The sequence below is a fragment of the Microvirgula sp. AG722 genome (assembly GCF_003269145.1).
In the GTDB taxonomy this organism is placed as follows: Bacteria; Pseudomonadota; Gammaproteobacteria; order Burkholderiales; family Aquaspirillaceae; genus Microvirgula; species Microvirgula aerodenitrificans.
In genome coordinates, this window is record NZ_QLTJ01000001.1 from 525,934 (window position 1) to 538,083 (window position 12,150).

At 65.8% G+C, this 12,150-nt stretch carries 12 protein-coding genes and 3 tRNA genes; 8 read left to right on the top strand and 7 right to left on the bottom strand.

Going from position 1 to position 12,150, the window contains the following annotated elements:
• Positions 1-14 precede the first annotated feature (14 nt).
• Entirely contained in the window at positions 15-1,679 is a 1,665-nt protein-coding gene (locus DFO50_RS02495) for a TIGR04028 family ABC transporter substrate-binding protein (RefSeq protein WP_084299899.1), read from the bottom strand.
• A 195-nt stretch (positions 1,680-1,874) separates the two neighbouring features.
• Between DFO50_RS02495 and DFO50_RS02500 the strand changes: the two genes are divergently transcribed.
• Entirely contained in the window at positions 1,875-2,294 is a 420-nt protein-coding gene (locus tag DFO50_RS02500; protein ID WP_036385474.1) for a nucleotidyltransferase domain-containing protein, read from the top strand.
• The gene (locus DFO50_RS02505) at positions 2,284-2,745 is read left to right on the top strand and encodes a DUF86 domain-containing protein (protein ID WP_051528718.1); all 462 of its coding nucleotides are present in this window, start codon (positions 2,284-2,286) and stop codon (positions 2,743-2,745) included. The genes DFO50_RS02500 and DFO50_RS02505 overlap by 11 nt, the downstream gene beginning before the upstream one ends.
• A gap of 6 nt (positions 2,746-2,751) precedes the next feature.
• On the opposite strand, the gene DFO50_RS02510 is transcribed toward DFO50_RS02505, so the two are convergent.
• From DFO50_RS02510 to cutA, 5 genes are all read right to left on the bottom strand, one after another.
• A tRNA-Lys gene (locus DFO50_RS02510) sits at positions 2,752-2,827 on the bottom strand.
• A 31-nt stretch (positions 2,828-2,858) separates the two neighbouring features.
• Positions 2,859-2,934, bottom strand: a tRNA-Lys gene (locus DFO50_RS02515).
• A gap of 32 nt (positions 2,935-2,966) precedes the next feature.
• Positions 2,967-3,042, bottom strand: a tRNA-Lys gene (locus DFO50_RS02520).
• A 62-nt stretch (positions 3,043-3,104) separates the two neighbouring features.
• Positions 3,105-4,925 (bottom strand): protein-disulfide reductase DsbD, encoded by a 1,821-nt coding sequence (gene dsbD / locus DFO50_RS02525; RefSeq protein ID WP_112691977.1) that lies wholly within the window; start codon positions 4,923-4,925, stop codon positions 3,105-3,107.
• A 23-nt stretch (positions 4,926-4,948) separates the two neighbouring features.
• Complete coding sequence (cutA, locus tag DFO50_RS02530; protein ID WP_036385476.1) at positions 4,949-5,299, bottom strand: divalent-cation tolerance protein CutA; 351 nt, start codon at positions 5,297-5,299, stop codon at positions 4,949-4,951.
• On the opposite strand from cutA, the gene DFO50_RS02535 reads away from it, so the two are divergent.
• A complete protein-coding gene (locus DFO50_RS02535) occupies positions 5,298-5,756 on the top strand; it encodes an FxsA family protein (protein ID WP_028498554.1) in 459 nt (152 codons plus the stop codon). The two genes, cutA and DFO50_RS02535, sit on opposite strands and share 2 nt — an antisense overlap.
• Here the strand turns inward: DFO50_RS02535 and DFO50_RS02540 are convergent.
• Positions 5,753-6,043 (bottom strand): DUF167 domain-containing protein, encoded by a 291-nt coding sequence (locus DFO50_RS02540; protein ID WP_028498555.1) that lies wholly within the window; start codon positions 6,041-6,043, stop codon positions 5,753-5,755. The two genes, DFO50_RS02535 and DFO50_RS02540, sit on opposite strands and share 4 nt — an antisense overlap.
• Positions 6,044-6,104: 61 nt before the next feature.
• On the opposite strand from DFO50_RS02540, the gene DFO50_RS02545 reads away from it, so the two are divergent.
• The 5 genes from DFO50_RS02545 to DFO50_RS02565 all read left to right on the top strand — a co-directional run bounded on the left by DFO50_RS02545 (position 6,105) and on the right by DFO50_RS02565 (position 12,145).
• Positions 6,105-6,566, top strand: a complete 462-nt coding sequence (locus DFO50_RS02545; RefSeq protein WP_028498556.1) for a Dps family protein — start codon at positions 6,105-6,107, stop codon at positions 6,564-6,566.
• A gap of 366 nt (positions 6,567-6,932) precedes the next feature.
• A complete protein-coding gene (locus tag DFO50_RS02550) occupies positions 6,933-10,286 on the top strand; it encodes a diguanylate cyclase domain-containing protein (RefSeq protein WP_158537392.1) in 3,354 nt (1,117 codons plus the stop codon).
• A 47-nt stretch (positions 10,287-10,333) separates the two neighbouring features.
• Positions 10,334-11,191: an energy transducer TonB gene (locus DFO50_RS02555; protein WP_146745000.1), complete on the top strand. Its 858-nt coding sequence runs from the start codon at positions 10,334-10,336 to the stop codon at positions 11,189-11,191.
• 61 nt (positions 11,192-11,252) lie between these two features.
• Positions 11,253-11,630, top strand: coding sequence for a hypothetical protein (locus DFO50_RS02560; protein ID WP_028498558.1), 378 nt, complete (start codon positions 11,253-11,255; stop codon positions 11,628-11,630).
• Positions 11,631-11,737: 107 nt separating this feature from the next.
• Complete coding sequence (locus DFO50_RS02565) at positions 11,738-12,145, top strand: thioesterase family protein (RefSeq protein ID WP_233495165.1); 408 nt, start codon at positions 11,738-11,740, stop codon at positions 12,143-12,145.
• Positions 12,146-12,150: the final 5 nt, after the last annotated feature.

Below are 12,150 nucleotides of genomic sequence, written 5' to 3' on the forward strand. Positions count from 1 at the left end.
CAGGCTCCTTCCGGTCAGTGCGGCGCAAGCCAGGTGGTGTAGAAGCTCGGCCGGCCGACCGCCTCGAAGGTGGTATCGCGGACCCATGGCGCACCGGCATAGACCTGCGGCTCCTCGAAGATCGGGATCACGTAGGCCTGATCGATCAGGTAGCGCTGCACCTCGCCGACCAGCGCCAGCCGCTGCTTGCGGTCGGTTTCCGCCGCGATGTCGTCCAGCAGGCGGTTGAGCCGCGCATCTTCGAAGGTCCGGACCTTGTCGCTGACGCCACCCTTCTGCAGCAGCGCATTGCGGTTGCCCGGGTAGTACTGGCTCTTGATCACGTCGGGATCGGCACGGCCGACCATGGTCGGATAGACCGGCGCCTTTTCCGGATCAAGGTTGTCCAGGGTCTTGCTGCCGGCATCGCCGGCCACGATGTCGAGCCGGACCCCGACCTTGCGCCACTGTTGCGCCACCAGTTGCAGCATTTCCTTGTTCTGCGGCTGTGGCAGCGACTCGTAGGCGGTCAGCGCCAGTGTTTTGCCCTCCTTGTGGCGCAGCCCGTCGGCACCGGTCAGCCAGCCGGCCTCGTCCAGCAGCCGTTTTGCCTTGCCGTCGTCGAAGCCGAGGCTGGCCGACAGGTCGACATGACCGGCCGCACCGGCCGCGATGACCGAGGTCGCCTGTGGATAATTGGCCGAGTACAGGGTCTGGACGATTTCCCTGGCATTGGTCGCGTGCAGCAGCGCCTGGCGCACGCGCAGGTCGGCCACCAGCGGATTGTCGGGACGGAAGTTGATGCTGTTGTTGACGCCGCGCGTCGCCGCGCCATACACCGGGAACCGCTGCGCCTGCACCCGCTTCTCGTCATAGGCCTGGATCTGGCGGATAAAGCCGGCCTGACCGGCCAGCAGCGCGCCGATGCGCACGCTGTCCTCCGGCGTGACCACCACCTTGATCGCATCAAGCCGCGCCCGGCCCTGATGCGCCAGTCTGACCGGCCCCCAGCGGTAGTCCTTGCGCGCAGTCAGCGTCAGCTCCTTGCCCAGCGTCTCGCTGCTGACCACGAACGGACCGGAACCGATGATCCGCGTCGCGTCACCCAGCTCCTCGAACGGCCGCGCCAGTGTCGCCGGCGATACCAGACCGGAGCCGATGACCGATGTCGCCTGCAGGAATCCCGGCGACGGCTTGCGGAAGTGGAACCTGACCGTCAGCGGGTCGAGCACCTCGCTGCGCTCGTAGTTGTTGATCGCCTCGGATACCGGCTGCTTCAGCGCCTTGTTGCCGAGCCCGTAGGTATCGAAGTTCTTCGCCACCGCGGCCGCATCCAGCGGCGAACCGTCGGAGAAGGTCACGCCCGGGCGCAGCTTGAACGTGTACTCGGTCACCTGGTCGTTGACCGTCCACGACTCGGCAATCCACGGCTCGATCTCCAGCGTGGCCGGATTCTGCCAGGTCAGCTTGTCGGTGATCTGGTTCAGGATGCCGCCGTTCGGGTAGAAGCCCCCCGCTGGCGGATACAGACTGGTATGCGGCTGCTGCTCCAGATAGACCAGCGTGCCACCACTGGCCGGCGCCGCCCCCTCGGCAGCTGGCGCCTCCACCGGCTTCGAGCACGCCCCCACCAGACCGGCCATGGCCACGGCGGCAATGGCGCTCACGACCCCGGTACGCTTGCTGAAAAACACGTTCATTTCTTTCCCTGACAACAACAGTCGAAGGAAAGTCATGCTACCGGACCCATATAACCTTGCTGGCAGATTAAGTGGATTGTTTATTTGGAATGGGAATAAAAGAGTGCAGGCAACCCCGCGCTCGCACGGCGTGGACCTCCCCCGCAATGGGCCCAGTGACGGGATGCGCGTTAAGATGCAGCAGAGGAGATGCCCATGCCCGATTCAGCCCTGCCAGATAGTCGCCTTGAAGCCGTGTGCCAACGACTTCGCGATGCCCTGCCTGGCGTAATGGGCATTTATGCCTTCGGCAGCCGGATGCAGGGCACGGCCAGGCCGGACAGCGACCTTGACCTCGCCGTGCTGGTCGACGGCTACGCCGATCCGCTGCAATTATGGGAGCTGGCCGGACAGCTGGCCGGACTGAGCGACTGGCCAGTCGACCTGCTGGACCTGAGAGCAGCCAGTACGGTCATGCAGTATCAGGTGCTGACGACCGGGCGACGCCTGTGGGCCCGGGAACCGGAGGCAGGACTGTTCGAGTGTTTTGTCATGAGCGAAAAAATCGCCCTGGATGAGGCAAGGGCCGGACTGCTGCACGATATCGCCACGGAAGGGCGCGTATATGGTCGATGATGTACTGCTGAACAAGGTCGCCACGATCGAGCGCTGCGTCGGACGTGCCCGCGAGGAGTACGCCGCTGCCGGTGCGGGCTTCGACACCGATTACACGCGCCAGGATGCTGCCGTCCTCAATATCCAGCGCGCCTGCGAAGCAGCGCTCGGCGCCGGCCACCATCTGATCCGGCGCGAACGACTCCGCATCCCGCAGAGCGCCCGCGATGTGTTCACCTTGCTGGCGCAAGCGGAATGGCTGGAAACCGGACTGGCCGGGAAGCTGAAACGCATGGTGGGTTTCCGCAATCTTGCCGCTCATGACTACCAGAGCCTGCTGGTACCGATCACGATCAACATCATCACCCTGCATCTGGATGATTTTCTGCAGTTCACTGCCGCGCTGCTTGCCCATGCAACGGACAATGAAAAACAAAAAGGCCCGGTCACGAAGACCAGGCCTGATGCTTGAAGCGATTGGTGGGTCGTGCGGGGCTCGAACCTGCGACAAACGGATTAAAAGTCCGCTGCTCTACCAACTGAGCTAACGACCCACGACATCGAGGGTACCGATGTCGGGAAAATTGGTGGGTTGTGAAAGGCTCGAACTTTCGACCTACGGATTAAGAGTCCGCTGCTCTACCAACTGAGCTAACAACCCGTCGGCCACGGAAGAACCGTTGCCGGGGAAACTGGTGGGTTGTGAAAGGCTCGAACTTTCGACCTACGGATTAAGAGTCCGCTGCTCTACCAACTGAGCTAACAACCCCAACAGAGGGGCGCAATATAACGAGCCTCCGGACACCTCGTCAAGTGTTTTTTGTCGACACGCTAGCGCAGCAGCGCCTGCACCCGGTCGAAAAACGGCGACGGCGGCAGGTAGCCAATGACCCGGTCGCGCTCCATGCCCTTGATGTCAAAGAAAATCGTGCCCGGCGGTCCGTACAGGCCGAAGTTTTTCAGCAGTTGCTGGTGGGCCGGCGAATTGGCGGTCACGTCGGCCTGCGCCAGCGCGAACTTTCCGAGCGCGGTGGCCACGCGCGGATCGCTGAACGTGTCCCGTTCCATCTCCTTGCAGCTGACGCACCAGTCGGCATAGAAATCGAGCATGACCGGGCGGCCGCGGTTGGCAGCCAGAAAGCGCTCCCAGTCCGCCGGGCTGTCCACCCGGGTAAAGGCCGGATGGGAAACCGTGACGGTCGCGGCAGACGCGCGCGCAGTCAGCGGCAGCAGCGGGCGCAACGGATCGTCGGCACCGGCCAGGCCGCCGACCAGCTGGATCACGCCGGTAATCGCCGCCAGCAGGCCCAGCAGTTTCAGGAATCGGCGGCCTCCATGATGACCCGCCGGCAGCGCGTCGAACGCGCCGGCAAACACCGCCGCACCGACCAGCACCACGCCGTAGCCGAGCAGGGCCACCGGAGCCGGCAGCCACGGCGACAGCAGGTAGATCGCCAGCAGCAGCATCAGCACGCCGAACACACCCTTGACCGCCTGCATCCAGCCGCCGGCTTTCGGCAGCAGCTTGCCGCCGGCTGCACCGAGCAGCAGCAGCGGCGCGCCAAGCCCCAGCGCCATCGCATACAGCGCGGCGCCCCCCCGTACGGCATCACCACTGGCGCCGATATAGCCGAGCGCCACCGCCAGCGGCGGCGCCACGCACGGGCCGACGATCAGTGCCGACAGCGCGCCCATCGCGAACACTGACAGCAGGCGTCCGCCGGTCATCCGGTTCGATGCCGACGCCATTCTCGCCTGCAGGCTGGCCGGCAGTTGCACATTGATCACCTCGAACATCGCCAGCGCGAACACCAGCAGCAGCACGGCAGCCACGATGGCGACCTCCGGCCGCTGCAGCCAGACCGTCAGCAGACTGCCGGTCAGCCCGGCGGCGACGCCGACCACGGTATAGGTCAGTGCCAGTCCCTGCACATAGGCCATGGCCAGCGCAAAACCGCGCCAGCCGTGCGCCGCCTCACCCTGGCCGGCGACGATGGCCGACACGATCGGCAGCATCGGATACAGACAGGCGGTAAAGGCCAGCCCGAGGCCGGCCACAAAGAAGCTGCCGAGCAGCGCAATCCAGCCCAGTTTTGCCAGCCCGCCCGTGTCTGCCGGTGCGGCAGCCGGTGTGGCCGGCGCACTGCCCAGACCGGCTGCCGACACGAAGCGCGACAGCAGGTCATCGCCCTGCTCACCGCCGGCCGGCACGCCGTCGGCGCCGAGCGTCAGCCGCCGCGTCTCTGGCGGATAGCAGACGCCGGCATCAGCACAGCCCTGCTGCGACACCACCAGCACCAGCGGACGCGGTGCGCCGGCCGGCAGCGTCACCATCGCCTGGCTGCGGCCATGGTAGATTTCCGAGCGACCGAAGAACGCGTCCTGCTTGAGGGTGCCGTCGGCCAGCGTGGTCCCCAGTTCCAGCACCGGCTCGGTCGCGACCCGGATGCGCTCCTTGTACAGGTAGTAGCCGTCGGCAATGCGCCAGTCGAGCGTGACCGTGTCACCCTGCCGGGTGGCCGTCAGCGCAAAGGCACGTTCCGGTGGCAGCAGGTCGTCGGGATTGACCGCCAGCGCGGACAGCGAACACAGTCCCAGCACGAAGGCCAGCACGATGCGGATCAGGGTTCTAGGATTCAGTACGGAGGGCATGCGCAGGTTTTTTCTGTGGTTTATCACGCGTCAGTGCTTGAAATGGACTCACTGGCGACCCAGTTTATATAGGCGGGCAGGCCGGCAGTGACCGGCAGCGCCAGGATTTCCGGTACCGCGTACGGGTGCAGTGCCTGCACCTGCCGCTCAAGCGCCGGCCAGGCAGCCCGCACGGTCTTGATCACCAGCGTCACTTCGCTGGCGGTTTCCACCCGGCCCTCCCAGCGATACACCGATTCGACGGCGGGCAGCAGATTCACGCAGGCGGCCAGCCGCGAGCCGACCAGTTCTTTGGCAACAAGACGCGCACACTCGATATCTGGCACATTGACCAGCCCGACCAGCACTTCGCTCAACCGACTGCTCTCATCCATGAAATACCTTTTTCTGCTTGTTCTGGCGTTCCCGCTCATCGAGCTCGCCACCCTGATCGCCCTGGCCGGCCGCTTTGGCGGGGGCCCGGTGTTTCTGGCCCTGCTCGCCGGTGCGGTCATCGGCGTGCTGATCCTGCGCAACCAGCAGCTCGGCGCCTTGCTGACGCTGTCGTCGGTCATGCGCAATGGTCAGCAGACATCGCTGTGGCAGTTGCTGTGGCCACTGCGCTATGTGTTCGCCGGCCTGCTGTTCATCTTTCCCGGCGTCATCAGCGACGTCCTGGCGCTGCTCCTGCTGCTGCCGTTCAAGGGGCCGAAAATCATGGCCGGCCCGATTGGCGGCGATTTCCGTGCCGACCCGTTCGGCCGGCCGCCACAGCGCGACGACGGCACCATCGATGGCGAATACACCCGTGTCGACGAACAGCCTACGCAATTGACCGATCGTAAACCTTAAGGCAACAATCGTCGGGCCAGGTCGGACGCTTCGAAATGCCCGGCCAGCTCGACCACTTTCCGGCGGCTGCTGTCGCCGCTCCTGAGCCGGACCGCCGCGCGGGACACGCCGCAGCGTTCGGCCAGAAACGCCAGCAGGCAGGCATTGGCCTTGCCGTCCACCGGCGGGGCAGCCAGACGAATTTTCAGCGCCTCGCCATGCAGGCCGGCGGTCTCGGTCTTTTTGGCGCCGGGCTGGACATGCAGTGTCAGCCGCGCAAAATCGGGGCCTGTGGTCAACCAGTTCATGTCGTATCCGTTCTGCTTCGCGGTTGCGAATTTTATCAGCACTCAACAGGGAGGTTTCATTATGGATATCGGTATCAGCAAGGAAGATCGCGGCACCATCGTCAGCGGACTCTCGCGCCTGCTGGCAGACAATTTCACCCTGTACCTGAAGACGCACAACTTTCACTGGAACGTGACCGGCCCGCAGTTCCGCACCCTGCACCTGATGTTCGAGGAACAGTACAACGAGCTGTGGATCGCCAACGACCAGATCGCCGAACGCATCCGCACGCTGGGCTTCCCGGCCCCGGCGTCCTACGGCGAGTTCGCCAGGCTGACGTCGATCAAGGACACCGACGGCGTGCCGAAGGCCACCGAAATGATCGAACTGCTGGTGAATGGCCATGAAACCGTGTGTCGTACCATCCGCGGCCAGTTCGCCGCGGTCGAGGCCGCCAATGACCAGCCGACGCTGGACCTGCTGACCCAGCGCCTGGAAGTGCACGAAAAGACCGCCTGGATGCTGCGCAGCCTGCTCGACTGAGCGCGACAGTAACCGGTAACCGCCAAGCCCGCCTGCCTGCGGGCTTTTTTCTTGCCCGCCGTCAACGCCGCCTCATGCACGACGGATCAAACCGGCGCGCAGCGCGGGCGGGCGCAACGCGGTTTCCCCGCGGCAGCGAGGGCGGGGGACAGTGGGCAGCGGCAGGCTGGCGGCGGGCCCGCCCACCCTGCTCACCGCGACATGTTCCTGCCGTTCCGGCCCATGGCGGACTGCAATTGTAGCGCCGTCGCGGCAGGAAAATGCCACGAGTGAAATGACCGTCCGTCGCTCGCGACTTATGGCATGGGCATCCACCATTTACAACAAAGGGTGTCCATCATCATGCAGCGCGCGGGCGGTCCCTGTATGCGAGCCCCTTCCTTCCTGTCTGTCGCCAGCACGTCAACCGGCATTACCTCACTGCTGTTCACCACCCTCGGCGCCGCCGCGGCGAGCTGGATTTCGTTGCAATTCCCGTTCAGCATGGGATTCATCGCTTTTATCTGGCTGCCCAGCGGCTTGTCCCTGGTCGCGATCCTGTGGGGTGGCTGGCGCATGCTGCCGGCGCTGGCTTTCGGCATGACGCTGCCGATGCTGCCGGAGACGCCGCTGGCGCTGTGGCCGGCACTGCTGCTGCTGGCGCTGCTGTCAGCCGGACACAGCGGGCTGATCGGCACCCTGTTCGGGCGCTGGCGCCACCGGCACTGGGATCGCCTCGATCTCGGCGACCTGATCCTGGCCCTGCTGACGGTCGGCGCCATCACGCTGACCACTGCCCTGCTGTCAATTGCCATCTGCGTGGGCAGCGGCCTGCTGCCATGGGGCGCGCTGACCCGCGCCATCCTGCCGTGGTGGAATGCCGATCTGCTGTCACTGGCGGTGCTGCCTCCGCTGCTGATCGCCTGGCGCGGCACGCCATGGCCGGCCGGCCGGCGGCAGCAGGAACTTGCGCTGATCCTGGCCGTCACCCTGGCCAGCGTACTGCCGGTCCTGAACCAGCCGGAACCGCTGGCCTACCACGCATTCATCTACCTGCACTTCATCACCGTGATCTGGATGGCGTTGCGCTTCGGCCAGCGCGAGGTTGCGCTGCTGTGCCTGCTGGTCCAGGCCGGCCTGCTGCTCGGCTGGGGCACGCAGCACCAGTCGTTCCAGCAGCAGATGACCGATCAGTTGCTGCTGCTGACCGGTGCGGCGATGGGCCAGATCGTGACCGTGCTGGTCGCCGCGCTGCGCGCCCGCAACCAGCAACTGGAAAACCTGCTGGCCAGTACCGAGGCGCAGAAACGGGACCAGGGCGCCATCCTGTCGCGGGCACTGATGCTGATGCCGTCCGGTGTGGCGATCATCCGCGCGTCCGACGGCCATATCGTCGACTGCAATCCGCGCATGTGCGAGATGTTCGGCGTGGAAAGACAGGCAATGCTGGGCCGCAGTTCGATCGAATTGTGGCTGTGGGACAATCCGGCCGACCGCGACACGCTGGTCACCACCCTCGATCAGCCGCTGGCGCAGGAATTCTGGATGCGGCACAGCGACGGCAGCCGCTGGCGGGCGCTGGTCTGTGCGTCCTGGCTCGATCTCGGCGGCGAGGCGCACTATCTGGCGATGATCAGCGACATCGACCGGCTGGTGCACGCCGAGGCCACGGCGCTGCACAGCGAACGCCGCATCGAGTCCGCGCTCAGCGCTGCCGGCATCGGCTACGTCGATCTGGACTTTGCCCGCAACCGCGCCAGCGGCAACGAGGCCATGGCCCGCTTTTTCGACTATCCGGTCGCCGGCGAGCACGACATTTCACCGATCCGGACTGACTGGATCGACCGCATCCATCCGGAAGACCGGCAGAAGATCGCCGATGCCTTCTGCGCCATGCAGGCGTTCAGGGATATTCCGCGCCGCAGCGAATTCCGCATCCGCGACGGCGACAACTGGCGCTGGATGGTCTCGACCATGGAACCGATCGAATCGACCCGGGACGGGCGCGTCCTGCGCTGGGTCGGCACCTATGTCGACGTCAGTGCCCAGCATCAGGCGGTCGAGCAGCTGCAACTGGCCGCCCATGTGCTGTCGCACAGTTCGGACGCCATGGTGATCTGCGACACCCGGGGCAACATCCTGCAGGTCAACCACGCGTTCGAACGCCTGACCGGCATGTCCCGCACCCAGGCCATCGGCGCGTCGCTGGCCCGCCTCAGCGGCCCGGAATGCCACTGCGAAACGCCGCCGGACAATCAGGCCTGGGAAGGCGAACGGCCCTTCCTGACCGCCAGCGGGCAGTTGCTCGCCTGCTGGCAGCGTCAGACACCGGTCACCGATGCCCTGGGCGAAACCCGCCATCTGTTCATCACGCTGACCGACCTGACCGAACGGCGCCGTGCCGAGGCCCGTATCCGCTTCCTCGCCGAGCACGATCCGCTGACCGGCCTGATCAACCGGGCCGCATTCAGTGAGAGGCTGGAGCAGGCACTGCTGCAGTCGCAGCGCGACGGCAGCAGCAATGCGCTGATGTTCATCGATCTGGACAATTTCAAGCAGGTCAACGACAGCCTCGGCCATGCCGCCGGCGACCTCCTGCTGCGCGAGGTGGCCCAGCGCCTGCGCGGCGTGGTCCGCGCCAGCGATGTGATCGGCCGGCTGGGCGGTGACGAGTTCGTCGTGCTGCTGAGCCGGATTCCCGACCCGGGCGATGCCGCCCAGGTCGCGGAAAAGATCCTGGCCACGCTGAACGAGCCGTTCAGCCTGGCTGGCGACGAGGTCCAGTCGCCGGCATCGATCGGGGTGGCGCTGAGCCCGCAGGACGGCAGCGACAGCGATCTGCTGATGCGCCACGCCGATGCCGCCATGTATTTCGTCAAGACCCACGGCCGGCATGGCTGGCGCTTCTTCGCCCCGACCATGCAGGCCGAAGTGATCGAACGGCGCGAACGCGAGCAGGCGCTGCGCCGTGCGATCGAGACTTTCGACTTCGAACTGTGGTACCAGACCGAACACGATATCCGGACCGGTTCGGTCATCGCCATCGAGGCCTTGCTGCGCTGGCGTGACGAGGCCGGCCTGTTGCGACCGGCAGCCGATTTCATCGCACTCGCCGACGATATCCGCCTGTCCACCGAACTGACCAGCTGGACCCTGAACGCCGCCTGTGGACAGGCCCGCCACTGGCGCGACAACGGCCTGATCCAGTGCCCGGTCGCAGTCAACCTGAGCCCGCGCCAGTTTGCCGATCCGGCACTGACCGAGCATATCGCCAAGGCGCTGTCCGACAACCGGCTGGATGCGGCCTGGCTGGAGATCGAGGTGCCGGAGGCCTCGCTGGTGCAGGATATCGTCCATACCCGCCGTCAGTTCGCGGCACTGTCCGCCCTCGGCGTGCGCGTGGTGGTCGATCATTTCGGGGCCTCCGCCTTCGACCTGCTGCTGCTGTGCCAGCCGCCGCTGGTCAGGCTCAAATTCGACCGCGCCCGCCTGCAGCACCTGCTTGCCGACGGACGCGCGGTACCGGCGCTGGCGGCCTTCCTGTGCGCGCTGGGGCTGCCGCTGACAGCCAAGGGCGTCGAGCACCTGGACGAACTGCCGATGCTGGCCCGGCTCGGCCTGCGGCATGTGCAGGGCATTGCGGTCGGCGAACCGCTGTCAGCCGGCGCCATGACCGCGCGGCTGACGGCATCGAATGACGCCCATGCTAAAATGACCGCCATCTCGCCCCCCGCGTCCTGAGCTGCACGGCCGGAGGGCGTACGCCGCGCAAGGACGTCCCGACCATCGTGCACCCGGATCTCACCTACGACTCATCGCCCCGACACGCGCCGCTCTGGCTGGCGGTGGGGGTGTCGTTTGCCGTGCATGTGGCCATTGTCATCGGCATCCGCTGGCAGCCGGCACTGCCGCTGCCGGCCGACCCGGTGCCGCTCGAAGTCGTGCTGAGCGCCGGCGCAGCGCACGACAAGCCGGTTCGCGCCACCGTCGCCGCGCCGCCGACGCCGGCAACGGTCAGGCCGGACAGCACGCCACAGCGGCGCCATGACGCACCGAAAGCCAAAGCCGACCGCCCGGTCCGCGAACCAGCCCCCCGCACCAGACCCGAGACCGCCGACATCCCTGCCAGCGAGCCGGCACCCCGTCCATCGCGTCACGTTCCGGCACACCAGGCAACACCGCGAACCGGCACCCCCTCGTTCACTACCGGCGACCTGCTGGCCGACGCCAGGGCTCTGGCGCGGGCGGACAGCGACACGGCGGCACCACCGGCGGCCGGTGCCGCCTCCCGTCGCGCCGTCATCAGCGCCACGACCCGCGATGCGGTCTTCGCCAGCTATGCCGAGGACTGGCGGCGGAAGATGGAACGCGTCGGCAACCTGAACTACCCGCAGGATGCCCGTGACAAGGGGGTCTACGGCCGTCTGAAGCTGCGGGTCGACATTCGCGCCGACGGGTCGCTGATCGATGTCCGCATCCAGCGCGGCTCCGGCCATCCGGAGCTGGACGACGCGGCAATCCGCATCGTCCGGCTGGCGGCACCGTTTGCCCCGTTCCCGCCGGCACTGGCCCGCGACTACGACCAGCTGGCCATCATCCGCAGCTGGAACTTCACCCGCGACAACCAGTTCGCAGCCGGAAACTGAGCGTTCCCCTCTCGCAGCCCGGTTGCCGCAGCGCTTACAATGGCGTTTTGCGGAGAGCCCCATGTACGAAGTCAATCGCAGCGTCATCATCGTCAAGCCCAGACAACCGTTCGTCGACTGGCTGCTCGGCCTGCCGTTCGAAATCGATGCCGACGAGGTCAACCTGGTCAATCTGCGCCGCGACAGCAATGCGCTGCTGGTGCCGGCCATCGAGGACTACGACGATCTGCGCGCCGTACTGAAGCAGCGCTGGCCGGACATTTTCGAGGCGGAGCTGGCCGACTGGTGCGCCGACGACACGCTGTGGCCGGAAAAGCGCACGCAGAACCTGTTCTCGCAGTGGTTCGAGATCGAACTGTCGTCGGTGCTGACCGACCTGTGCGATGAGCCGCTGGAACGCGAAGCCTACGATGACATCGAGTTGCCGGATGCCGAATAAGGCTTGCCCGGCGGCAACCCGACTGTGCTGTAATGGCGGGAAAACGAGCGTTTGAACTCGTTCGTGGCCGCACGGCCACCCCCCGCCATTCGACAAAGGAGACTCCGATGCATCAGACCGACATAAAGGTTCGCGGTTATCATCTCGACCTGTACGGTCACGTCAACAACGCCCGCTACCTGGAATTTCTCGAGGAAGCGCGCTGGGCCTACTTCGATGTGCACACCGATCTGTACGGCTTCATGCAGACCGGTCTGGCCTTCGTCGTCGTCAATATCAACATCAGCTACCGTCGCCCGGCACTGATGAACGAGATCCTGACCGTCGATACCGCGGTCAGGGACGTCGGCAACCGCTCGGCCGTCATCCGCCAGGTGATCCGCCTGCAGGGCAGCGACACGGTGGTGGCCGAAGCCGACGTGACCTTCGTCCTGTTCGACAGCAAACAGAATCGTGCCGTCACCATCGAGGGCGAGATCCGCGCCCTGATGGACCGGCTCGCCGCCGAGGACTGAACCCG

Coding starts and splice junctions, on each gene's coding strand:
- DFO50_RS02565 (WP_233495165.1), top strand. CDS start 11,738: ATGCATCAGACCGACATAAAGGTTCGCGGTTATCATCTCGACCTGTAC.
- DFO50_RS02545 (WP_028498556.1), top strand. CDS start 6,105: ATGGATATCGGTATCAGCAAGGAAGATCGCGGCACCATCGTCAGCGGA.
- DFO50_RS02550 (WP_158537392.1), top strand. CDS start 6,933: ATGCGAGCCCCTTCCTTCCTGTCTGTCGCCAGCACGTCAACCGGCATT.
- DFO50_RS02505 (WP_051528718.1), top strand. CDS start 2,284: ATGGTCGATGATGTACTGCTGAACAAGGTCGCCACGATCGAGCGCTGC.
- DFO50_RS02500 (WP_036385474.1), top strand. CDS start 1,875: ATGCCCGATTCAGCCCTGCCAGATAGTCGCCTTGAAGCCGTGTGCCAA.
- dsbD (WP_112691977.1), bottom strand. CDS start 4,925: ATGCCCTCCGTACTGAATCCTAGAACCCTGATCCGCATCGTGCTGGCC.
- DFO50_RS02495 (WP_084299899.1), bottom strand. CDS start 1,679: ATGAACGTGTTTTTCAGCAAGCGTACCGGGGTCGTGAGCGCCATTGCC.
- DFO50_RS02540 (WP_028498555.1), bottom strand. CDS start 6,043: ATGAACTGGTTGACCACAGGCCCCGATTTTGCGCGGCTGACACTGCAT.
- DFO50_RS02535 (WP_028498554.1), top strand. CDS start 5,298: ATGAAATACCTTTTTCTGCTTGTTCTGGCGTTCCCGCTCATCGAGCTC.
- DFO50_RS02560 (WP_028498558.1), top strand. CDS start 11,253: ATGTACGAAGTCAATCGCAGCGTCATCATCGTCAAGCCCAGACAACCG.
- cutA (WP_036385476.1), bottom strand. CDS start 5,299: ATGGATGAGAGCAGTCGGTTGAGCGAAGTGCTGGTCGGGCTGGTCAAT.